Annotated in this window: 20 protein-coding genes; 8 read left to right on the top strand and 12 right to left on the bottom strand. The window is 73.6% G+C overall.

Annotated elements, in window-relative coordinates; all coding sequences use genetic code 11:
• Positions 1-15: 15 nt before the first annotated feature.
• From ACIBNE_RS08530 to ACIBNE_RS08540, 3 genes are all read right to left on the bottom strand, one after another.
• Positions 16-1002 (bottom strand): RNA polymerase sigma-70 factor, encoded by a 987-nt coding sequence (locus ACIBNE_RS08530; protein ID WP_399270708.1) that lies wholly within the window; start codon positions 1000-1002, stop codon positions 16-18.
• 83 nt (positions 1003-1085) lie between these two features.
• Complete coding sequence (locus tag ACIBNE_RS08535; protein ID WP_399270709.1) at positions 1086-2372, bottom strand: NAD(P)/FAD-dependent oxidoreductase; 1287 nt, start codon at positions 2370-2372, stop codon at positions 1086-1088.
• Positions 2373-2495: 123 nt separating this feature from the next.
• On the bottom strand, positions 2496-3650 hold the full coding sequence (locus ACIBNE_RS08540) for an alkene reductase (protein ID WP_399271268.1): 1155 nt from the start codon (positions 3648-3650) through the stop codon (positions 2496-2498).
• Between the two features lie 322 nt (positions 3651-3972).
• On the opposite strand from ACIBNE_RS08540, the gene ACIBNE_RS08545 reads away from it, so the two are divergent.
• The 3 genes from ACIBNE_RS08545 to ACIBNE_RS08555 all read left to right on the top strand — a co-directional run bounded on the left by ACIBNE_RS08545 (position 3973) and on the right by ACIBNE_RS08555 (position 6558).
• Positions 3973-4455: a MarR family winged helix-turn-helix transcriptional regulator gene (locus ACIBNE_RS08545; RefSeq protein ID WP_399270710.1), complete on the top strand. Its 483-nt coding sequence runs from the start codon at positions 3973-3975 to the stop codon at positions 4453-4455.
• A gap of 101 nt (positions 4456-4556) precedes the next feature.
• Complete coding sequence (locus tag ACIBNE_RS08550) at positions 4557-6056, top strand: MFS transporter (protein WP_399270711.1); 1500 nt, start codon at positions 4557-4559, stop codon at positions 6054-6056.
• A 55-nt stretch (positions 6057-6111) separates the two neighbouring features.
• Positions 6112-6558 carry a pyridoxamine 5'-phosphate oxidase family protein gene (locus ACIBNE_RS08555; protein ID WP_399270712.1) on the top strand — a complete coding sequence of 149 codons (447 nt, stop codon included), beginning with the start codon at positions 6112-6114 and terminating at the stop codon, positions 6556-6558.
• A gap of 90 nt (positions 6559-6648) precedes the next feature.
• Here the strand turns inward: ACIBNE_RS08555 and ACIBNE_RS08560 are convergent, their stop codons facing one another.
• Positions 6649-8781 (bottom strand): HelD family protein, encoded by a 2133-nt coding sequence (locus tag ACIBNE_RS08560; RefSeq protein ID WP_399270713.1) that lies wholly within the window; start codon positions 8779-8781, stop codon positions 6649-6651.
• Positions 8782-8813: 32 nt separating this feature from the next.
• Complete coding sequence (locus ACIBNE_RS08565) at positions 8814-9539, bottom strand: TetR/AcrR family transcriptional regulator (protein WP_399270714.1); 726 nt, start codon at positions 9537-9539, stop codon at positions 8814-8816.
• A 127-nt stretch (positions 9540-9666) separates the two neighbouring features.
• Here ACIBNE_RS08565 and ACIBNE_RS08570 point away from each other — a divergent pair, with 127 nt between their 5' ends.
• Positions 9667-10641, top strand: coding sequence for a zinc-binding dehydrogenase (locus tag ACIBNE_RS08570; protein WP_399270715.1), 975 nt, complete (start codon positions 9667-9669; stop codon positions 10639-10641).
• A gap of 108 nt (positions 10642-10749) precedes the next feature.
• Here ACIBNE_RS08570 and ACIBNE_RS08575 read toward each other — a convergent pair whose 3' ends face one another.
• Together ACIBNE_RS08575 and ACIBNE_RS08580 are read right to left on the bottom strand one after the other, a co-directional pair.
• Positions 10750-11721 (bottom strand): asparaginase, encoded by a 972-nt coding sequence (locus tag ACIBNE_RS08575; RefSeq protein ID WP_399270716.1) that lies wholly within the window; start codon positions 11719-11721, stop codon positions 10750-10752.
• 46 nt (positions 11722-11767) lie between these two features.
• Positions 11768-12391, bottom strand: a complete 624-nt coding sequence (locus tag ACIBNE_RS08580; protein ID WP_399270717.1) for an ABC transporter substrate-binding protein — start codon at positions 12389-12391, stop codon at positions 11768-11770.
• Positions 12392-12516: 125 nt separating this feature from the next.
• Between ACIBNE_RS08580 and dtd the strand changes: the two genes are divergently transcribed.
• Positions 12517-12942, top strand: a complete 426-nt coding sequence (gene dtd, locus ACIBNE_RS08585) for a D-aminoacyl-tRNA deacylase (protein WP_399270718.1) — start codon at positions 12517-12519, stop codon at positions 12940-12942.
• Between the two features lie 46 nt (positions 12943-12988).
• On the opposite strand, the gene ACIBNE_RS08590 is transcribed toward dtd, so the two are convergent.
• The 3 genes from ACIBNE_RS08590 to ACIBNE_RS08600 all read right to left on the bottom strand — a co-directional run bounded on the left by ACIBNE_RS08590 (position 12989) and on the right by ACIBNE_RS08600 (position 15073).
• On the bottom strand, positions 12989-13954 hold the full coding sequence (locus ACIBNE_RS08590) for a YgfZ/GcvT domain-containing protein (RefSeq protein ID WP_399270719.1): 966 nt from the start codon (positions 13952-13954) through the stop codon (positions 12989-12991).
• 10 nt (positions 13955-13964) lie between these two features.
• The gene (locus ACIBNE_RS08595; protein ID WP_399270720.1) at positions 13965-14390 is read right to left on the bottom strand and encodes a Fur family transcriptional regulator; all 426 of its coding nucleotides are present in this window, start codon (positions 14388-14390) and stop codon (positions 13965-13967) included.
• Between the two features lie 110 nt (positions 14391-14500).
• The gene (locus ACIBNE_RS08600) at positions 14501-15073 is read right to left on the bottom strand and encodes an FABP family protein (RefSeq protein WP_399270721.1); all 573 of its coding nucleotides are present in this window, start codon (positions 15071-15073) and stop codon (positions 14501-14503) included.
• A 304-nt stretch (positions 15074-15377) separates the two neighbouring features.
• Here ACIBNE_RS08600 and ACIBNE_RS08605 point away from each other — a divergent pair, with 304 nt between their 5' ends.
• Positions 15378-15743 (top strand): DsrE family protein, encoded by a 366-nt coding sequence (locus tag ACIBNE_RS08605; RefSeq protein ID WP_399270722.1) that lies wholly within the window; start codon positions 15378-15380, stop codon positions 15741-15743.
• A gap of 61 nt (positions 15744-15804) precedes the next feature.
• On the opposite strand, the gene ACIBNE_RS08610 is transcribed toward ACIBNE_RS08605, so the two are convergent.
• Together ACIBNE_RS08610 and ACIBNE_RS08615 are read right to left on the bottom strand one after the other, a co-directional pair.
• Complete coding sequence (locus ACIBNE_RS08610) at positions 15805-16827, bottom strand: LacI family DNA-binding transcriptional regulator (protein ID WP_399270723.1); 1023 nt, start codon at positions 16825-16827, stop codon at positions 15805-15807.
• Between the two features lie 24 nt (positions 16828-16851).
• Positions 16852-17634 (bottom strand): response regulator transcription factor, encoded by a 783-nt coding sequence (locus tag ACIBNE_RS08615; RefSeq protein WP_399270724.1) that lies wholly within the window; start codon positions 17632-17634, stop codon positions 16852-16854.
• A 566-nt stretch (positions 17635-18200) separates the two neighbouring features.
• Here ACIBNE_RS08615 and ACIBNE_RS08620 point away from each other — a divergent pair.
• Complete coding sequence (locus tag ACIBNE_RS08620) at positions 18201-18455, top strand: MoaD/ThiS family protein (RefSeq protein ID WP_399270725.1); 255 nt, start codon at positions 18201-18203, stop codon at positions 18453-18455.
• Between the two features lie 10 nt (positions 18456-18465).
• Positions 18466-19716 (top strand): hypothetical protein, encoded by a 1251-nt coding sequence (locus ACIBNE_RS08625; RefSeq protein WP_399270726.1) that lies wholly within the window; start codon positions 18466-18468, stop codon positions 19714-19716.
• Positions 19717-19838 lie beyond the last annotated feature (122 nt).

Consider the following 19838-nt stretch of genomic DNA (forward strand, 5'->3'; position numbering starts at 1 on the left):
GCCGGGCCGTCCGGTTCAGTGGCGCGTCAGGGGGGTTTCCGTTTCGACCGCGGTCAGCTTCTGGGGGTTGCGGACGTAGTACAGGCCCGTGATGCCGGTGTCGTCCATGCGGGCCGTGATGATGCCGTCCAGTTCGCCGTCGATGTGGACGGCCAGGGCCGGGCCGCCGTTGGCCGTCGTGTGCTCCATGGTGAACACCACGCCGAACTTGGCGAGGCCGCCGGCGATGAAGCGGCTCACCTTGTCCGCGCCCATGATCGGGCGCAGCGCCGCCTGCTTGAATCCGCCGCCGTCGGACACGAGGACGACATCGGGCGCCAGTACGTCCAGGAGGCCCTGCAAGTCTCCCGTCTCCAGGGCACGTTGGAAGGAGGCGAGGGCCGCGCGCGTCTTGACCGGGGAGACCGGGCCGCGCGGGCGGCGGGCGTCGACGTGCTTGCGGGCGCGGTGCGCTATCTGGCGTACGGCGTCGGGTGTCTTGTCGACCGCCGCCGCGATCTCCGCGTAGTCGACGTCGAACACCTCGCGCAGGACGAAGACGGCGCGCTCGGTCGGCGACAGCGTTTCGAGTACGAGCATCAGCGCCGTCGACACGCTCTCGGCCAGCTCGACGTCGTCCGCCACGTCCGGCGCGGTGAGCAGCGGCTCGGGCAGCCACTGGCCGACGTACGCCTCCTTGCGGCGCGACATCGTGCGCAGCCGGTTGAGCGCCTGCCTGGTCGTGATCCGCACGAGGTAGGCGCGCTCGTCCCGCACCTGCTCCGCGTCGACCTGGACCCAGCGCAGCCAGGTCTCCTGGAGCACGTCCTCGGCGTCGGCCGCCGAGCCGAGCATTTCGTACGCGACGGTGAAGAGCAGGTTCCGGTACGCGACGAAGCTCTCCGTCGCCGCTTCGGTGGCGCGGTCGTTCGCGCTCCCGGTTCCGGTTCCGGTGCCCTTGCCGGTTCCGGTTCCGGTTCCGTTTCCGGTTCTGTCCTCGGGGGCGTTCACGGGTGTGTCCACTGCTGGGTCCTTTTCGTCGGCGTTCGGCCCCGACCGCGACATTCGGTCACCGGCTATCGGCTTTCGGCCAGGGCCCGTTGACCTTAAGCCGCCTGCCCCTCGCGCACCCGCCGGGCCCCGGCGCCCTCCACGCCGTCCGTGCCGTTCATGCCGTCCGTGCCGTCCGCGCCCGCCGCCGCCAGCAGCTCCGCGCGCTTGGGGTCCTTGCCCCACCAGGTGCGGACGCCCGGCTTGCGGGCCTCGTAACCCAGCTGCCACACGGTCCCCTTGCAGATGAGCTCCTTGATCCGCGCGCCCGTCCAGCCGCCCACGTGGGTCTTCTTCGCCACGTCGTCCTTCGACGCGAGCTGGAGGAGGCCCTTGCGACGCCCCAGGCTGAGGCACTGGCTGACGAACGCCACGTCGATCGGCGCGGGCCGCTCCCCCGCGATGCCGCGCAGCACCGTCTCGGCGGCCTGCGGGCCGAGTTGGACGGCCGCCTGGCAGCTCATCCGGAACGGCAGCCCCGAAGGCGCGGCCGAGTCGCCGGCCGCGACGATGCGCGCGTCGTCCACGCTCGTCAGCGTCTCGTCCGTGCGCAGGCGCCCCAGCTCGTCCGTGCTCAGCCCGCTGCGCGCGGCCAGGTCGGGCACGCCGAACCCGGCGGTCCAGATGGTCACCGCGCTCGCCAACCGCCGCCCGTCGGCGAGCCGTACGGCGTCCCGCGTCACCTCCGCCACCTTCGCGTCCGCCCCCTGGACCACGGTCACCCCGAGCGCGGCGAGCCGACCGGCGACCGCGCGACGGCCCTTCGGGTGGAGGTAGGGGCCGAGCACGTCGCCGCAGACCAGGGTCACCGCGCGGCCCTCCTCGGCCAGTTCGGCCGCGGTCTCGATGCCGGTCGGGCCGCCCCCGACGACCGTCACGGGGGCCGAAGCGGGCGCGGCGGCGACGGCCGGACGCAGCCGCTCCGCCTCCTCCAGGGTCGCGATCGGGTACGCGAACTCGGCCGCCCCTGGCACGCGCGGGTCGGCGCTGCCGCTGCCCACCGCGTAGACCAGGTAGTCGTAGCCGACCTCGTCGCCGCCCGCCAGCCGCAGGGTGCGCCCGGCCGCGTCGATCCGCGTGACGGTGTCGACCACCAGCCGTACGCGCTCGGCCAGGACCTTGCGGTAGTCGACGACCGCGCTGTGCGAGCCGCCGACCAGCTGGTGCAGGCGGATCCGCTCGACGAAGGCGGGGCGCGGGTTGACCAGGGTCACCGTCACGTCGGCCCGCTGGGTCAGTCGGTTGGCCGCCATCACGCCCGCGTACCCGCCGCCGATCACGACCACGGCGGTGCCGCCCTGCGCGTTCGCGACCACGTCGGTGCCCTGCACGTTCTCAGCCATGGTGTCCTCCGTTTTCAGGGGCCGCTTTCGCGGGTTCGCCCTCAAGACACCAGGGGGCACGAACCTGTGACGCGTTGTGGCGCAGGTCACCCGGACGGGCGGGGCGGCGGGCCGGCGCGCTGGTCACGCCGCCCTGGGCGCGGGGGCGGGGGCCAGGACGGGGGCGGGGGCCGGGACAGGGGTCGGGGCGGGGAGCGTCGGGTAGTCGGTGTAGCCCGCCTCTCCGCCCACGTACATCAGGCCCTTGCCCTGGAGCGGGTTGAGCGGCGCGTCCTGCCGCAGCCTCGCCACCAGGTCGGGGTTGGCGAGGAACGCGCGGCCCAGCGAGACGAGGTCGGCGCCCTCGGCGAGCAGCCGCTCGGCCTCGGGGCGGCCGCCGTCCTCGGGAAAGGCGTCCCACGGGAGGCGGGGGTTGGCGATGAGCGTGCCGGGCCAGGCGGCGCGGATCGTGTGGAACAGGGGCTCGTCGGGGTCGGCCCAGACGAGGTGCAGGTACGCGAGTCCCCCGGCGACGGCCCCCGGCCCCGCGACCGGCTCCGCCACCTGCCCCGCGCCCCGGCCCACGCCCGGTGCCGTACCGATCTCGGCCAGCTCCGCGACCAGCGCCCGGTAGATCTCCTCCGTGTCCCCCTCCGCCATGCCGTTGACGGTGTTCCCCGGCGAGACGCGCACCCCGACCCGCTCGGCGCCGATCTCCGCCGCGACCGCCTCGACCACCTCCACGACGAACCGGACGCGGTGCGCGACCGGGCCGCCGTACTCGTCCGTGCGCCGGTTGCTGCCCTGCCCGAGGAACTGGTGGAGCAGGTACCCGTTGGCCGCGTGCACCTCGACCCCCGCGAAGCCCGCGTCGACCGCGCGGCGCGCCGCCGCCGCGAAGTCGGCCACCGTGGCGCGTATCTCCTCGACGGTCAGTTCCCTCGGAACGACCGGTTCCTGGAGGCCGCCCGGGGTGTGGATCGGCTCCGGGAGCGGTACGGGCGAGGGCGCCACCGGGACGTGGCCGCTGTTGTCGGGGTGGCCGACCCGGCCGCCGTGCTGGAGCTGGAGGAACATCCGGCCGCCCGCGTCGCGCACGGCGTCGGTGACCTTCCGCCAGCCTTCGACGTGCGCGTCGGTGTGGATGGCGGTGATGTTCGGGTACGTCTGGCCGACGGCGTTCGGCGTGGACGCCTCGGCGACGATCAGCCCGGCGGTGGCGCGCTGCGCGTAGTACGTGGCCATCATCGGCAGCGGCACCCCGTCGGCCGCCGCGCGGTTGCGGGTCATGGGGGCCATCACCAGGCGGTTCGGCAGGTCGACGCGGCCGACCCGGGCGGGCTCGAACAGCCGGGACGCGGTCGCGGTGCTCGCGGCGGCGACGGTGGCTACGGCGGCGGCTGCGGTGGTCTCCTGGGCGGCGTACTCGGTCATGGTCTGCTCCCTGCTGCGCGGTGCTCGCTGTCTGACGGGAACGACTCTGCTCGCGGGCGCTTCGGGGCCGCTGACGGTCCACTGACGCCCCACCCCATCCCATCCCGCCCCGCCTCGCCCCACCCCGCCTCGCCGAATGTCCGCTTACGGATAATCCGCCACGGACCGAATGGTTACCCTGGCAGACATGACCGCCCTGACTCCCGCCCGCACCGAGCCCGACCTCTCCTACCTCCTGGACCACACCAGCCACGTCCTGCGCACCCAGATGGCGGCGGCCCTCGCCGAGATCGGGCTGACCGCGCGGATGCACTGCGTCCTGGTCCACGCCCTGGAGCAGGAGCGCACCCAGGCGCAGCTCGCCGAGATCGGCGACATGGACAAGACCACGATGGTGGTGACCGTCGACGCCCTGGAGAAGGCGGGCCTCGCCGAGCGCCGCCCCTCAAGCACCGACCGCCGGGCCCGGATCATCGCGGTCACCGAGGCGGGCGCCGCCGTCGCGGCGGAGAGCCAGAGGATCGCCGACGGCGTGCACCAGCGGGCCCTCGGCGCCGTCCCGGACGCCGACCGCGTCGTGCTGCTGCGCGCCCTCACCGGCCTGGCCCAGGGCCACCTCGGCACGCCGGAGAGCTCCCCCGCCCAGGCCCGCAGGGCCCGCCAGCGCTGAGCGGGCCACCCGCCCCACAACTTAATCCGAGATAGATAGTCTGCAACGGAACTATCTGCTACGGTCTCTCCTGTTGCCCTCCCACGACAGGAGAGACCGAGATGTCCGCGTCCACCGCGCCCCTTCCGCCCGCCGCACCTCCATCCGCCGCCCGCTCCCGGAACCTCGCTCTCGGAGTGCTCGCCAGCGCCCTGCTGATGACCGTCCTCGACGGCTCGATCGTCACCGTCGCGATGCCCGCGGTCCAGGACGACCTGGGCTTCACGCCCGCCGGGCTGAGCTGGGTCGTCAACGCGTACCTGATCGCCTTCGGCAGCCTCCTCCTCCTCGCCGGGCGCATCGGCGACCTCATCGGCCGCAAGCGGATGTTCCTCGCGGGCACCGCCGTCTTCACCGCCGCCTCGCTGCTCGCCGGGGCCGCCACCGGACCCGGCGTCCTCATCGCGGCCCGCTTCCTCCAGGGCGTCGGCAGCGCGATGTCCTCCGCCGTCGGCCTCGGCATCCTCGTCACGCTCTTCACCGAACCGCGCGAACGCGCCCGCGCCATCGCCGTGTTCAGCTTCACCGGAGCCGCCGGGGCCTCCCTGGGGCAGGTGCTCGGCGGCGTCCTCACCGATGCCCTGAGCTGGCACTGGATCTTCTTCATCAACCTGCCCATCGGCGCCGCCGCGATCGTTCTCGCCCTGCGGGTGCTCCCCGCCGACCGCGGCCTCGGACCGCGCGCCGGAGCCGACGCGCTGGGCGCGCTGCTGGTCACCGCCGGTCTGATGCTCGGCATCTACACCGTCGTCGAGGTCGAGCAGTACGGCTGGACCTCACCGCACACCCTCGGCCTCGGGGCCGTCTCCGTCCTGCTCCTCGTCGCGTTCCTCGCCCGCCAGGCCACCGCCCGCACCCCGCTGATGCCGCTGCGCGTCCTGCGCTCCCGCAGCGTCGCGGGCGCCAACCTCGTCCAGATGCTGATGGTCGCCGCGCTCTTCTCCTTCCAGATCCTCGTCGCCCTCCACCTCCAGAAGGTCCTCGGTTACGGGGCCGCCGAGACCGGCCTCGCGATGCTCCCCGCCGCCGCGGTGATCGGCGCGGTCTCGCTCGGCGCCTCGGCCCGGCTGATCGGCCGCTTCGGCGAACGCGCCGTGCTGCTCACCGGCCTCGCGATGCTCGTCGGCGTCCTCGGTCTCCTCACCCGCCTTCCCGTCCACGCGAACTACGCCGTCGACCTGCTGCCCGTGATGCTCCTCGCGGCCGGCTTCGGCCTCGCGCTCCCCGCCCTGACCGCGCTCGGCATGTCGGGCGCCGGCGAGGAGGACGCCGGGCTCGCCTCCGGGCTCTTCAACACCACGCAGCAGATCGGCATGGCGCTGGGCGTCGCCGTCCTCTCCACGCTGGCCGCGTCGCGCACGGAGAGCCTCGCTTCCCGGGGGCTCCCGGAGGCGGAGGCACTGACCGGCGGGTACCACCTGGCGTTCGCCGTCGGCACGGGGCTGCTGGTCGTCGCCTTCGGTGTGGCGTTGACCGTGCTGCGCCGCACCGGGGGCGCGACGGAGGGTTCGGAGGCTGCGGCACTCCCGGAGGCCGCGTCCCCTCACATGACCGTCGCCTGACCCGGCTGTCTCTCCTCTCCTCTCATCTCCTCTCCACCGAAAGGTTCGTCACGCCATGGCCAAGACCGAGAACCCCGGCCCCGCTCCTCGCTCCCTCTCCGACGCCGAGCTCGTACGCCTCGTGCAGCGCCAGCAGTTCGGCACGCTCGCCACCGTCAAGCGCAGTGGTCACCCCCATCTCTCGACCGTCGTCTACACCTGGGACGCGGACGCCCGCACCCTGCGGATCTCCGCCACGGCGGACCGTCTGAAGGTCCGGCAGATACTGCGCGAGCCGCGCGTCGCGCTGCACATCGCCGGGCCCGACCCCTGGTCGTTCGCCGTGGCCGAGGGAGAGGCGAGGATCGAGGAGTTGGACGGGGACGTGGTGGGGGACGGGGTGGGGGACGGGGGTCCGGTGAAGGACGGGGCCCTCCTTCCTGATCGTCGTGTCTGGATCACGATCCAGGTCGGGCGCCTCTACGGGACCGCTCTGGCCGTGCCCGGCGCGGTCGCGCCCTAGGACGCGGGGACGGGCGGGTGGGTTCGCCCGGCGCGTGCCCGCTCTCGCGCTCACGCCGCGGAGCCGCACCTCAGACACAGCCCCGCGCCCCTAACGCGGACCCGTTGCCCGCGGCCCCGCGAGCGCCGCGGGCAACGGGTCCGCGTGCACCACGTCCAGCCGGGAGACCGCCCTGGTCAGGGCCACGTACAGACGGTGGGCGCCGCGCGCCTCCGCCTCGGCCATCGCCGTCGGCTCGACCACCACCACGTGGTCGTACTCCAGCCCCTTGGCCACCGATGCGGGCAGTACCGTCACCCGGGCCTGCGCCGCGGCGGGGCCGTCCGGCGACGACGTGGGGATGCCCGCCGCCTCCAGCGCCGCGCGCAACCCCGCCACCTGCGGGGCGTCCGCGATCACGCCGATCGAACCCTCCCGGGCCAGCCCCTCCCGTACCGCCGTGACCGTCTCGGCCGTGCGGTCCCCGGTCGGTCTGATCCGCAGCTCGCCGTCCGCCCGCAGCGAGCGACCGGGCTCCACGTCGACCCCCAGCGAGCCGAGCAGTCTGTTCGCGAAGTCGACGATCACCGCCGGGACCCGGAACCCGGTGGTGAGCGGGACCAGCTCCGCGTCCTCCTTGCCCAGGTGGCGCAACAGCTCGGGCCAACTGTCCGCCGCCCAGGGCGTCGTGCCCTGCGCCAGGTCCCCGAGAACGGTCAGCGAGCCGAACCCGGCCCGCCGCGCGACCGCCCGCGCCTGCATCGGCGAGAGGTCCTGCGCCTCGTCCACCACGATGTGGCCGTATCCGTCCGGCCGCTCGATCAGTCCGGCCAGCTCGTCCAGGAGGACCAGGTCGGCGGCGGTCCACTTCGCCGACTTGAAGGAGCGCGGCGGCCTCGCCCAGCGCAGCGCGGCCCGCTCGGCGGCCGTCAGCTCCGGGTCGGCGGGGTCGGCCAGGAACTCCGAAAGCACCTCCTCCGGGCGGACCTTGGGCCACACCGCGTCGACGAACGCGGAGACCGGGCGGGCCCGACCGACCTTCTGCACCCAGACGTTGCCCATCGGCCCGGCCCGGCGCTCCGCCTGGAGCTGGAGGGCCCGGACGGCGCGGCCGCGGACCCGCTCGCGCCCCACTCCGTACGGCGGGGCCTCGGCCCGCACCTCGGCCACGATCCTGGCCAGTTCGTCGACGCCGATCCGCCAGCGGTACGAGCCGTCGGGCACCGCGACGTCCTCGGTCGGCGCCCCGACCCTGCCGTACAGCGCGCGGTGCAGCACCCCCGCCATCCGGGCGTCGTGCTTGACGCGGGCGGCGGCCTCCTCGTCCACCGCGCGCACCGGGTGGCGGGCGATCTCGTCGTCCACGGTGGACTGGCGGATGTCCAACTCGCCGAGCGAGGGCAGCACTTCGGAGATGTACGTCAGGAACGTGCGGTTGGGGCCGAGGACCAGCAGGCCCGAGCGCTGGATGCGCTGCGGGTAGGTGTAGAGGAGGTACGCGGCGCGGTGCAGCCCCACGGCGGTCTTGCCCGTGCCCGGAGCGCCCTGCACGCAGAGGGACCGGGCGAGCCCGGACCGTACGAGATCGTCCTGCTCCGGCTGGATGGTCGCGGCGATGTCGCGCATGGGGCCGACGCGGGGGCGCTCGATCTCCCGCGCGAGGATGGCGCTCCCGCCGAGCGGCACCCCGTCCGACGACGCCCCGCCCGGCGGTGGCCCGCCCGGCGGCTCGCCGTCCAGGCGCTCGTCCTCCAGGCCCGTCAGGTCGTCCGACGCCCCCTTGCTGAACGGCGCCCAGCCGAACCTGCGCCGCACCTCCACACCCTGTGGATCACGCGCCCCCGCCTGGTAGAAGGCGCGCGAGACCGGCGCCCGCCAGTCCACGACGAGCGGTGGCGCGGCCGGGTGCTCGCTGATGCGGCGGCGACCGATGTGGTAGCTCTGCCCCGCGTGTTCGCCCCGCCCGCCCGGGGCCCCGCCCGGGGCCCCGCCCTCGCCCCCCTCAGACCCGTCCGGCCGGAAGTCGAGCCTGCCGAAGAAGAGCGGACCCTCGGGCAGCTCCCGCAACTCCTTCGCCCAGCTGCGCAGTTGATAGCCGAGCACCTCGGCGTCGGCACCCGACGCGAAGGCGTTCTCGCCGGTCACGACCCGCTCCGAGGCCCCTTCGACCATGCCGGTCAGGGCCGCACGGCAGGCGTCGTGGTACTCCCGCTCCCTGATGAGCTCACGATCGAGTGCTGTCATGCACCAAAGATAACGTGACCGAGTAAAAAAAGTTACTCGGTTGTGGAAAACTCCACGAAAGGCCTTCCGCCCGGCCCACCGCCAGACCCGGTGCCGGGCCCACCGCCGGACCCGGTGCCGGGCCCATCGCCGGACCCCGCGCCCGGCATCCCGGCGAGCCCCGCGTCCAGCTGCACGAAGGCCAGCTCGGCGGCCTCCACCGCAACGCCGTGCACCTGCTCGACGCTCGCGCCCGCCTCGATCGCCCGCCAGTTCTCCTCGGCCAGCACCCGCTGCACCGCCACGATCTGCCCCGCCGCCAGCCGCGCCGCGACCCCGCCGCCCAGCGCCCCGGCCAGCGCCTCCTCGGACCTCGTCCGGTAGCCGTACATCCGCGCGAGCAGCGCGGGAGTGCCGTACAGCAGCCGCAGGTAGGCGAGCACGGCGGGCTCGTCGCTGAGCCCGGTCACGGGGTCGCGCGCCTCAAGTCGCGCGAGGAAGTGGCGGCGCAGCGCGGCAAGTGGGGTCTCGCCCGCCGCCCTGCCTCCGACGACCCTGGCCGCCTCGTCGGCGTGGTCGGCGAACCGGTGCAGGACCATGTCCTCCTTCGCGGGGAAGTAGCGGAAGAGGGTCGGCTTGGAGACCCCGACGGCCTCGGCGATCTCCGCGACGGACACCCCGTCGAAGCCCTTCTCCAGGAAGAGACCGATCGCGGTCTCCGAGATCGTCCGGTACATCTGCTGCTTCTTGCGCTCGCGAAGACCTGGCACACCACTCATGCCACGAGCATGGCACGGCCCGGGTCAGCCGGAACGCCCCTTGACCTCAACCGCGCTTGATGTTTCAGACTCGGCGCGTCAGCGGCGCTCACCAGCGCCGTCAACGTCCTTACGAGGAGCGGGAATCATGCGCGTCATTCATGCAACGGAGTTCGGCGGTCCCGAGGTCCTGGTCCCCACCGAGGTCCCCGACGCGGCCGCGGGCCCCGGCGAGGTCGTGATCGCGGTCTCCGCCGTGGACACGATCTTCCTGGAGACCCAGCTGCGGGCGGGCGACCTGGGCGACTACTTCCGGCTCGAACCGCCGTACGTGCCCGGCAGCGGCGTCGCGGGGACGGTCAGGTCCGTCGGCGCGGGGGTCGACCCCGGCTGGATCGGGCGCCGGGTCGTCTCCTCGTCGGTCACCGACGGGAGCTACACGGAGCTGGCGGTGTCCCCCGCGGCGGGGCTCACGCCGGTGCCGGACGGCTTGGCGGACGAGCAGGCCGCCGCGCTCGTGCACGACGGGGTGACCGCCGCGCGGCTGCTGGAACTGGTCGCCGTGCGGCCCGGCGAGCGCGTCCTGGTCGTGGGCGCTTCGGGCGGCATGGGCACGCTCCTGGTCCAGCAGGCGAAGGCGGCGGGCGCGGTGGTGGTGGCGCTGGCCAGGGGCGGGCGGAAGCTGGCTCTCGTACGGGAGCTGGGCGCCGACGCGGCCGTCGACACGGGGCGCGCGGGCTGGCAGGAGGCGGCGCGGGAGGCGCTGGGCGGTGCGGGCGCGGACGTCGTGCTGGACGGGGTCGGCGGCGAAGTGGGGCGCGCCGCGTACGCGTTGACCGCCGACGGCGGCCGGTTCTCCGCGCACGGCGCGCCCACCGGGGACTTCGCGCGGGTCGACGCGGCGGACGCGGAGCGGCGCGGGATCGCGGTGCTCGGCATCGGGGACGTGCAGCTGTCGGAGGCGGACCGCTCCCGGCTGGCCGCCCGCGCGCTCGCGGAGGCGGCGGCGGGGCGGCTGCGGACGGTGATCGGCGGAACGTTCCCGCTGGAGCGGGCGGGGGCGGCGCACGCGGCGATCGAGGGGCGCGGCCTGCTGGGAAAGGTCGTGCTCACGGTCCCGTAGCACTCCGTACGGAACGGAATCGACAGGGCCCCGCCCCGGGCGAAGGCCCCGCCCCGGGCCACGGGGGCCACCCCCGGCCTCCCGTACCCCTGGTACTCCTCGTCCCCCTCAGAACGCCGCCCTGATCTCCCCCACCCGCTCCGCCCCGCCCATCAGTCCCGCCTCGCCGATCCGCGCGAGCACCGGATCGGTCACGCCCATCAGTCCCAGCGTCCGCGCCAGGACCGGGCCCAGCGCGCGCCCCGCACCGTCCTCGATCTTGAAGGCGAGCGCGCGGCCGTCCGGGAGGGCCACCGCCTGGACCGCCTCCGCGCCCATCTTCGACAGTGCGCCGGGCACCGCCCGCATCAGCCAGGTGTCGGGGCGCCGGGTGCCCGCCACGTACTCCGGGTGCGCCCGCATCGCCGCCGCGACCCGCCCCTCGGGCGACGCGGGGTCCGCCAGCACGAAGGCGCGGAAGGCGCGCGCGAGGCCCGTCAGGCTGATCGCCATCAGCGGCGCCCCGCACCCGTCGGTGCCCACCGCCGCGACCTTCTCGCCCGCGGCGGACTCGACCGACTCCAGGACCAGCCGCTGGAGCGGGTGGTCGGGCGCGAGGTAGGTCGCCCGGTCCCAGCCCCGCAGCCGGCACGCCGCCAGCATCGCCGTGTGCTTGCCCGAGCAGTTCATCGTGATCCGGTCCCTGACCTGCCCCTCGGCCAGGTACCGCTCCGCCTCGACCGGGTCGAGCGGCAGGTCTGGCGGGGTCTGGAGCGCGGACTCGGGAAGCTCGAACCCGGCGAGCATCTTCCGTACGAGATCCAGGTGGAAGGGCTCGCCCGAATGGCTGGCGGCGGCCAGCGCCAGCCGCTCGCCCGAGAGCACGTCGAGGCCCGCGCGCAGCACCGCCGCCGCCTGCATCGGCTTGTTGGCGGAGCGCGGGAAGACCGGCGCGGCGGGGTCGCCGAGCGCGAGCTCGACCGAGCCGTCCGCGGCCAGCACCACCAGGGAGCCCCGGTGGCGGCCCTCCACGAAGCCGGACCTGACGACCTCGGCGAGTACGGGGGCTATGCCGGGGACGTCGGCGGTGGAGGAGGTCATGGTGCTCGGCCTTCCGGAACGGACGCCCCGCCCCGGAAAGGTCGTTTCAGGTCAGCAGGTCGTCTACTTGCGCTTCTCCCTCACGGTACCTGCGCGCGATCTCCGCGCTGCAATCGTCGGCGGTGCGCTGGAGCTGCTGCCTGCTGCGGGAAACCTGCTGCTCGTAGCGGACGAGGCGGCCCATCCCCTGGTGCAGTTCCTCGTCCGTGCGGGCACCGAGGTCGGACAGTTCGACCTCGGCGAGCATCTCGGCGGCCAGCAGCCGGTACTCCTCGCTGCGCGGCGTCGACAGCGTCACGTGCCGGGCCGACTGGCGGTGCGTGGAGGGGGCGTCGGTGAGGATCTCGGAGAGCCGGTCGACGACCGGCGCCTGCGGTCCCGTACGCCGTCCCAGCTCGGCCCTGAGGATGTCGATGCGCCCGTGCAGCAGCCGCCGCACGTAGCTGAGGTCGGCCTCGTCGCGCTGCGAGTCGCGGCGCAGCACCCGCAGCTCGGGCAGCCGCAGCTGCTTCAGGTCGTGCTCCCTGGCCGACGGCAGCGCCTCGCCGCTGCGCTGGTGGGGCGTCCGCAGGGGCGGTGCGGCCTCCGCGCCCGCCGCGTCGGTGTGGTCCGCGAAGCCGCGCGACGCCGGTACGGGACCGGGCGGCCGCCCGGCGCCAGTTGTGCTCATGGTGTCCGTCCCCTCGACCGGTGCGGCGCTGACGTCGCAGCCGCCGCGTGCAGTGCATCGTGCCACTCCGGACGGGCTCGACGCAGGCGCTCTACACCCGTTCAGCCCCGGTTAGGCTGATCCGCATGCGTGCGGTGGTGCAACGGGTGGACGGCGCGAGCGTCGTCGTGGACGGGGAGACGGTCGGCGAGATCGTCGGCGAAGGGCTGTGTGTGCTGGTCGGAGCCACGCACACGGACACGGCGGACAAGGCGGCACAGCTTGCCCGCAAGCTCTGGTCCGTACGGATCCTGGAGGGCGAGAAGTCGTGTTCCGACCTGAATGCCCCCTTGCTCGTTATTTCGCAATTCACCCTGTATGGGGACGCCCGTAAGGGGCGCAGGCCCACGTGGAACGCGGCGGCTCCGGGCGAGGTCGCCGAGCCGCTGGTGGACGAGGTCGTGGCGCGGTTGCGGGCGCTGGGTGCGCGCGTGGAAACGGGCCGGTTCGGAGCGGACATGCGCGTCTCGCTCACGAACAGCGGCCCGTTCACGCTGGTCATCGACGTCTGAGGCCCTCGGGCCCCGAAGGGCCCTACGGCTCTACAGCTCTACGGCCCTACGGCTCGACCACGACCTCCTGGGACGCGGCCGTCTGCCCCGCGAGCAGCGGCGCGTTCACCGGGACGTTCCGCTTCACCAGGGCCAGCGCGATCGGCCCCAGTTCGTGGTGGCGCACGGCCGTGGTGACGAAGCCCAGCTGACGGCCTTCGGGCCCGTCGGCCGCGAGCCGTACGGGCGTGCCGTGCGGCGGCAGGTGCACGTCGCTGCCGTCCAGGTGCAGGAAGACCAGGCGGCGCGGCGGCTTCCCCAGGTTGTGGACGCGGGCCACGGTCTCCTGGCCCCGGTAGCAGCCCTTCTGGAGGTGCACGGCGGTGCCGATCCAGCCCAGCTCGTGCGGGATGGTGCGGTGGTCGGTCTCGAAGCCGAGCCGGGGCCTGTGCCCCTCGACGCGCAGCGCCTCGTACGCCCAGATCCCGGCGAGCGGGCCGTTCTCCTTCGCGTACGGCTCCAGGTCCCCGCGCGGCAGGAACAGGTCGCGGCCGTGCGGCGTCTCGCGCACGACGACGGACGCGGGGACCTCCGCGACGGAACCCGCCGGGAGGTGCACGACGGCGAAGTCCGCGGTGCGGTCGGCGACCTCCACCCGGTAGAAGAACTTCATCGACTCCAGGTAGGCGATCAGCTCCTGCTGTTTGCCCGGTTCGGTGTGCAGCCACACCGTCGCGCCGTCGTCCACGAGGTACACCGCGTGTTCGATGTGGCCGTTGGCGGACAGCACCAGCGCCTCGGTGGCCCGCCCCGCGGGCAGCTCGCTGACGTGCTGGGTGAGCAGCAGGTGCAACCAGCTCAGCCGGTCGTCGCCGGTGACGGTGACGACGCCGCGGTGGGAGAGGTCGACCAGGCCGGCGCCTTCGGCGAGGGCGCGCTGCTCGCGGAACAGTTCGCCGTAGTGGGCGGCGACGCCTTCGTCCGTGCCTTCGGCGGGGACGGCACCGGGCAGTGACAGCAGAGGGCTCTTCATACGAAGAAGCCTACGACCGCTTCGAACAGTCCCCGCAGCGGCCGAAGATGGCGAAGTGCTTCATGTCCGTCTCGAAGCCGTCGAACCCCGCGCGGAGCTTCGCCGCGAACTCGGCGGCGACCGAGACGTCCGCCTCCAGCACCTTCGTGCAGTCCCGGCACACCAGGTGGATGTGGTGGTGCCGGTCGGCGAGGTGGTAGGTCGGCGCGCCGTGCCCGAGGTGGGCGTGCGAGACGAGCCCCAGTTCCTCCAGCAGCTCCAGGGTGCGGTAGACCGTGGAGATGTTCACCCCGGACGCCGTCTTGCGCACCTCGCTGAGGATGGCGTCCGGGGTGGCGTGCTCCAGCGCGTCCACCGCTTCCAGGACAAGCTGCCGCTGCGGTGTCAGCCGGTAGCCGCGCTGCCGCAGATCGCTCTTCCAGTCGGTGCTCTCCACGCGCCCAGTCTAGGCGCGGCGGGCCCTTCGCCCCCCGGGAAGAACACGATCCGCTTGAGCGCGATCCGCTTCGGGGCGGGCCGCTTGTGGGCGGTCCACAAGCGGGCGGGCTACTTGAAGAAGGCGATTCCGTCGTCCGGGAGGTCGCCGAGGCTCTTGGCCATCGCGGCGACGTCCTCGGGCGTGACGACCTTCTTCAGGTGCGCCGACATGTAGGGCCGCAGCTCGACCTCGGGGGTGGCCTTCTCGCCGACCCACATCAGGTCGCTCTTCACGTAGCCGTACAGCCGCTTGCCGCCGGTGTAGGGGCCGGAGGCCGCGGTGCGCGCGACGGCGTCCGTGACCAGGTCGATCTGCGGCTTCTGGTCGGCCAGCTCGCCGTACCAGATCTCCACGATGCCCTGGTCGCGCACCATCACGACCTCGACCTTGCGGTCGGCGTCGATGCGCCAGTAGCCGGACTCGGACTCCAGCGGCTTCACCTTGTTGCCGTCGGCGTCGAGGATCCAGGAGTGCGAGACGTACTCCAGGAAGTCGCGGCCGTCGTGGCTGAAGGTCACGGACTGCCCGAAGTTCGCCTTCTCGGCGCCGGGGAAGTCGGTGACGCCCGCGCCCTCCCAGGTCCCGAGGAGGAAGGCGAGGGGCACGAGGCCCGGGTTCAGGTCGGACGGAATCTCGATCATGAGTGGCTGCTCTGGCGATCTGTGTGGGGTACGGGTACAGGTACGGGGGGTTAGCGCTGACCCTGGTACAGCTTCTTCACGGTCAGGCCGGAGAAGGCGAGGACGCCGACGCAGACCAGGACCAGCAGGGAAGTGAAGAATGCCTCAAGCACGGGATGCTCCTCGCGTGAGCGGTATCGGGGCTGGGTCTTACGGCCGGGTCCCAGCCTAATGGGTTGGGGCCCGGCGCTCTCTGTGAGGTCGGCCGCGCGGGCGGTTCCGGGGCGCGGCGGAGGCCGTCCCGGGGCCGATTACAGTTCACGGCATGGCTAAGAAGCTCGTGCTCAAGGTGACCGCGGGGGCCGATGCCCCCGAGCGCTGCTCCCAGGCGTTCACGGTCGCGGCGGTGGCCGCGGCCAGCGGGGTCCGGGTCTCGCTCTGGCTGACCGGCGAGTCGACGTGGTTCGCGCTGCCGGGGAAGGCCGAGGAGTTCGAACTGCCGCACGCCGCTCCGCTGCCGGACCTGATCGCGGGGATCCTCGCGGGGGGCGGCACGATCACGGTGTGCACGCAGTGCGCGGCGCGGCGGGGGGTCGAGGAGAAGGACCTCATCGCGGGGGCGCGGATCGCGGGGGCGCAGGTGTTCGTGCAGGAGGTAATGGGCGAGGACACGAAGTCGCTCGTGTACTAGGCGGGGCGGTCCCCCGCCTCCGGCGCGGTTCCCCGCGCCCCTTCGGGGGCGTGGGGATCCCTCAGCCGCAGCCGCAGGAGCGGCGGACCACCAGGGCCGAGGGGAACTGCTTCAACCGCTCCCGGCGCGAGCCGGAGACCCGCAGCGCGTCGTCCAGGACGAGGTCCACCGCCGCCCGTGCCATCGCGGGCCGGTCCGAGTAGACGGTGGTCAGCGGCGGATCCGTGAGCGCCGCCTCCTTCACGTCGTCGAACCCGGCCACCGCCAGCTCCCCCGGCACGTCGATCCGCAGCTCGCGCGCGGCCCGCAGCACCCCGATCGCCTGGTCGTCCGTGGAGCAGAAGATCGCGGGCGGCCGCTCGGGCCCCGCGAGCAGCTTCAGGGCCACCTGGTAGGCGTCGTACCTGTTGTACGGGGCCTGGAACAGCCGGCCCTCCGTGGACCGCCCGGACTCCTGCATGGCCCGGCGCCAGCCCTCGACGTGGTCCGCGACGGGGTCGCCCACCGCGGGCGTCGACTCGACGCCGCCGAGGCACGCGACGTACTCGTGCCCGTGCTCCAGCAGGTGCCGCGTCGCCAGCTGCGCGCCGCCGACGTCGTCCGTGACGACGGCCACGTCGTCGATCGCCTCGGGCCGCTCGTGCAGCAGCACGACCCGCGCGTCCCACGCCTCGATCTCGGACGCGGCCTGTTCGTTCATGCCCTGGCTGACCAGGATGAGGCCGGAGACCCGCATGCCGAGGAAGGCCCGCAGGTAGTGGACCTCGCGCTCGCCCCGGTAGTCGGAGTTGCCGACCAGGACCATCTTTCCGCGCTCGGCGGCGGCCTGCTCGACCGCGTGCGCCATCTCGCCGAAGAAGGGCTGCCGCGCGTCCGGGACGATCATGCCTATGAGGTCCGTGCGGCGGGAGGCCATCGCCTGGGCGACCCGGTCGGGCCGGTACCCCAGCTCCTTGATCGCGGCGAGGACACGCTCGCGCGTGGCCGGGGCGACCGGCCGGGGTCCGTTGTTGATGACGTAACTGACGACCGCGGTCGAAGTCCCCGCCAGTCGCGCCACATCGTCCCGCGTCACCTTGGCCACGCGCGGCAGTCTACGCGGATGGAACTACCCCTGGGCAGGGCGTACGCCCGCATCCTCGGGGACCTTGGCGTGCTCGTCGGCCCGCGCCGGGGCCTCCTTCTTCGCCGCCTTCACCGGCTTTTCGGACTTCTCCGGCTTCTCGGGCGTGACGAAGCGGTAGCCGACGTTGCGCACGGTGCCGATCAGGGACTCGTGCTCGGGCCCGAGCTTGGCGCGCAGCCGCCGTACGTGCACGTCGACCGTCCGCGTACCGCCGAAGTAGTCGTACCCCCACACCTCCTGGAGGAGCTGGGCGCGCGTGAAGACCCGGCCCGGGTGCTGCGCGAGGTACTTCAGCAGCTCGAACTCCTTGAAGGTGAGGTCGAGCACCCGGCCCTTGAGCTTGGCGCTGTACGTCGCCTCGTCCACGGACAGGTCGCCGTTGCGGATCTCCATCGGGGAGTCGTCCGAGCCGAGCTGCCTGCGGCCCGTCGCGAGCCGCAGCCGCGCCTCGACCTCGGCGGGGCCCGCCGTGTCCAGCAGGACGTCGTCGATGCCCCAGTCCGCGGTGACGGCCGCCAGGCCGCCCTCGGTGACCACCAGGACCAGCGGACAGCCGGGGCCCGTGGAGCGCAGCAGCTGGCAGAGCGACCGCACCTGCGGCAGGTCGCGACGGCCGTCGACGAGGATGACGTCGGCTCCGGGGGTGTCCACGAGGGCGGGGCCCTCCGCGGGGGCGACCCGCACGCTGTGCAGCAGCAGGCCGAGGGCGGGAAGCACCTCGGTCGACGGCTGGAGGGCGTTGGTCAGCAGCAGCAGAGAACTCATCGCCGACCCCCCGCCCGGGTGGTCGGCCTGGAATCGTGCGCGGATCGCTTGCCCATGACGTCGGTTCCTCCTCGGTCCCTGCGAGGACATATGCGGCACTGCTTGTACTGCGCTCGTACGGCTGTGGCCCCCGCGCCCCGGGAGCCGAGTTCACCTGTCTGTTACAACAGGCCGTAAACACAAAAGGACCCGGGGGCAACGCTGCCCGGATCCTTCGCGGACGAGCTTAGCCCACGCTGCTTCCGCGCCAGGAGTCCCATTTCACACTCCGAATGTTTCCTGGATCACGTCCCGGCCGTCCGGTAGGAAGCCGGAAGGGGCCGAAGCCGCCCCTCGCGAACCCGCTCCCATCTGCGGATACGCCGATCCGCCCCGATCCGGGGCCGCGCCTTCCGGATCTTCCGGGCGCCGGACCCCGCTCCTCCGGAACGCCCCCGATGGCGCACAGGGGGCGCACGGAGGCGCGGCCGGTGGCCGAGACCGCGGCGAGCGCCGTGTCCGCGGAACCGTCGGCGGCGCCCCGCCCGTGGCCCATCATGGGTAGCCGGACGAAAGGAAGTGCGGCTATGGCAGCGGGAACGATCCGCTACTGGGCTGCGGCGAAGGCCGCGGCCGGCACCGCGGAGGAGCCGTACGCGGCCGAGACGCTCGCCGATGCGCTCGACGGCGTCAGGCGGCGGCACCCGGGGGAGCTCACGCGCGTGCTGCTGCGGTGCTCGTTCCTCGTTGACGGGAACCCCGTGGGGACCCGGGAACATGAGACGGTACGGCTGGCCGAGGGCGGCACGGTCGAGGTGCTCCCGCCGTTCGCAGGAGGGTGAGCCGCACATCATGAGCAACGACCAGCAGTACCCGTACGAGCCCTATGAGCCGTACGACCCCCAGCAGGCGCAGCAGCACCACCAGTACCAGCAGCACCAGCAGCAGAGGTACGGACAGCAGGGGTACTACGACCCCCAGGCGCAGGCCCCGCACAACGGGCACGGCGACAACGGGCACGGCAACGGGCACGGGCCTTACGACTCCGGAGCCGCCCAGACCTGGTCGGGGCCCACCTGGGACACCCAGTACCAGCCGCAGGTCTCCGCCGCCCCGCTCGTGGACGAGACGGCCTACCTCCCGCCCCAGGCCCCGGCCCCCGCCGCTTCGTACCCCCTTCCGCCCGAGGCCCCGCAGAGCGCGTACGGCACTCGGGCCTCCTACGAGCCCGCGTACGCGCCCGAGCCCGCGACCACGTACGAGCCCGCGCCCGAGCCCACGCCCGTGCCGGTGCCCGCGGACAGCGGCCCCGCCTACAGCCCGCCCACCGTCGGCGGCAACGCCCGGATCACGGACGCCCAGCGCGCCCGTGCCGAAGGCCGGTCGCCGATCATCGCGCCCGGCATGCAGCCCGCCGCGCTCACCGCCGCGCTCGGTCTGCTGATGGCGGGCGGCGCGGCCCTCGGGCAGTACGGGCTGCTGGTCCCGCTCGTCCTGCTCCAGGCCCTGACCGCGGCCGGCTGGTTCCGGCTCAACGGCATGTGGCCCGCCCGCCAGGGCATCGCGCTCGCCGCGCTCGGCGGCTTCACCGCCGACGCCGTCCTGCTGGGCGTCGGCCGGGAGCACGCGCCCGCCGCGATCGTCGGCACGCTCGGCGTCTGGGTGCTGCTCACGCTCGTGCTCCAGCTGCGCTCCCGGGCCGGGGCCGACGAGCGGATGTACGGGCTGATGGCGACCGTCGTCTCGGCGGCGCTGGCGATCGTCGCGACCGGGCACCTCGCGGCCGACGCGGACGCGGTGACCGTCGGCTGCGCCGCGGTGGCCGTGGCGACGCTCGCCCGCGCGGTGCCGCTGCCCGGCGCGGTCTCCGTGCTGGTGGCGCTGGCCGCCGCCGCGGGCGCGGGCATCGCGGTCGGCGGGCTGACGGACCTGGGTTCGCAGGGCGCGCTGCTCGGCCTCGCGACGGGCGGCTGCGCGCTGATCGGGCTGCGGGTGGCCAGCTACGACTACCCGTCGAAGTTCGTGCACATGACGGCCGGAGTGGCGCTGCCCCTCGCCGTCGCCGCCCCCGCGGTCTACCTGATCGGCCGCGCGATCGCCTGACCCGGCGGGCCGCCGCACCACGAGGCCCGCGGGCCCCGCGAGGAACCGCTCGCGGGGCCCGTTCGTCTTTCTCCGTCGGATGCGCGCGAGAGCCGGAACGTTAGGCTCGCGCACGCCGACGG

Source organism: Streptomyces sp. NPDC050504 (genome assembly GCF_044458065.1).
Classification (GTDB): Bacteria; Actinomycetota; Actinomycetes; order Streptomycetales; family Streptomycetaceae; genus Streptomyces.

Coding starts and splice junctions, on each gene's coding strand:
- ACIBNE_RS08555 (WP_399270712.1), top strand. CDS start 6,112: ATGGCCAAGACCGAGAACCCCGGCCCCGCTCCTCGCTCCCTCTCCGAC.
- ACIBNE_RS08570 (WP_399270715.1), top strand. CDS start 9,667: ATGCGCGTCATTCATGCAACGGAGTTCGGCGGTCCCGAGGTCCTGGTC.
- ACIBNE_RS08580 (WP_399270717.1), bottom strand. CDS start 12,391: ATGAGCACAACTGGCGCCGGGCGGCCGCCCGGTCCCGTACCGGCGTCG.
- ACIBNE_RS08605 (WP_399270722.1), top strand. CDS start 15,378: ATGGCTAAGAAGCTCGTGCTCAAGGTGACCGCGGGGGCCGATGCCCCC.
- ACIBNE_RS08615 (WP_399270724.1), bottom strand. CDS start 17,634: ATGAGTTCTCTGCTGCTGCTGACCAACGCCCTCCAGCCGTCGACCGAG.
- dtd (WP_399270718.1), top strand. CDS start 12,517: ATGCGTGCGGTGGTGCAACGGGTGGACGGCGCGAGCGTCGTCGTGGAC.
- ACIBNE_RS08600 (WP_399270721.1), bottom strand. CDS start 15,073: ATGATCGAGATTCCGTCCGACCTGAACCCGGGCCTCGTGCCCCTCGCC.
- ACIBNE_RS08575 (WP_399270716.1), bottom strand. CDS start 11,721: ATGACCTCCTCCACCGCCGACGTCCCCGGCATAGCCCCCGTACTCGCC.
- ACIBNE_RS08620 (WP_399270725.1), top strand. CDS start 18,201: ATGGCAGCGGGAACGATCCGCTACTGGGCTGCGGCGAAGGCCGCGGCC.
- ACIBNE_RS08550 (WP_399270711.1), top strand. CDS start 4,557: ATGTCCGCGTCCACCGCGCCCCTTCCGCCCGCCGCACCTCCATCCGCC.
- ACIBNE_RS08565 (WP_399270714.1), bottom strand. CDS start 9,539: ATGAGTGGTGTGCCAGGTCTTCGCGAGCGCAAGAAGCAGCAGATGTAC.
- ACIBNE_RS08545 (WP_399270710.1), top strand. CDS start 3,973: ATGACCGCCCTGACTCCCGCCCGCACCGAGCCCGACCTCTCCTACCTC.
- ACIBNE_RS08625 (WP_399270726.1), top strand. CDS start 18,466: ATGAGCAACGACCAGCAGTACCCGTACGAGCCCTATGAGCCGTACGAC.
- ACIBNE_RS08590 (WP_399270719.1), bottom strand. CDS start 13,954: ATGAAGAGCCCTCTGCTGTCACTGCCCGGTGCCGTCCCCGCCGAAGGC.
- ACIBNE_RS08560 (WP_399270713.1), bottom strand. CDS start 8,781: ATGACAGCACTCGATCGTGAGCTCATCAGGGAGCGGGAGTACCACGAC.
- ACIBNE_RS08540 (WP_399271268.1), bottom strand. CDS start 3,650: ATGGCCCCCATGACCCGCAACCGCGCGGCGGCCGACGGGGTGCCGCTG.
- ACIBNE_RS08535 (WP_399270709.1), bottom strand. CDS start 2,372: ATGGCTGAGAACGTGCAGGGCACCGACGTGGTCGCGAACGCGCAGGGC.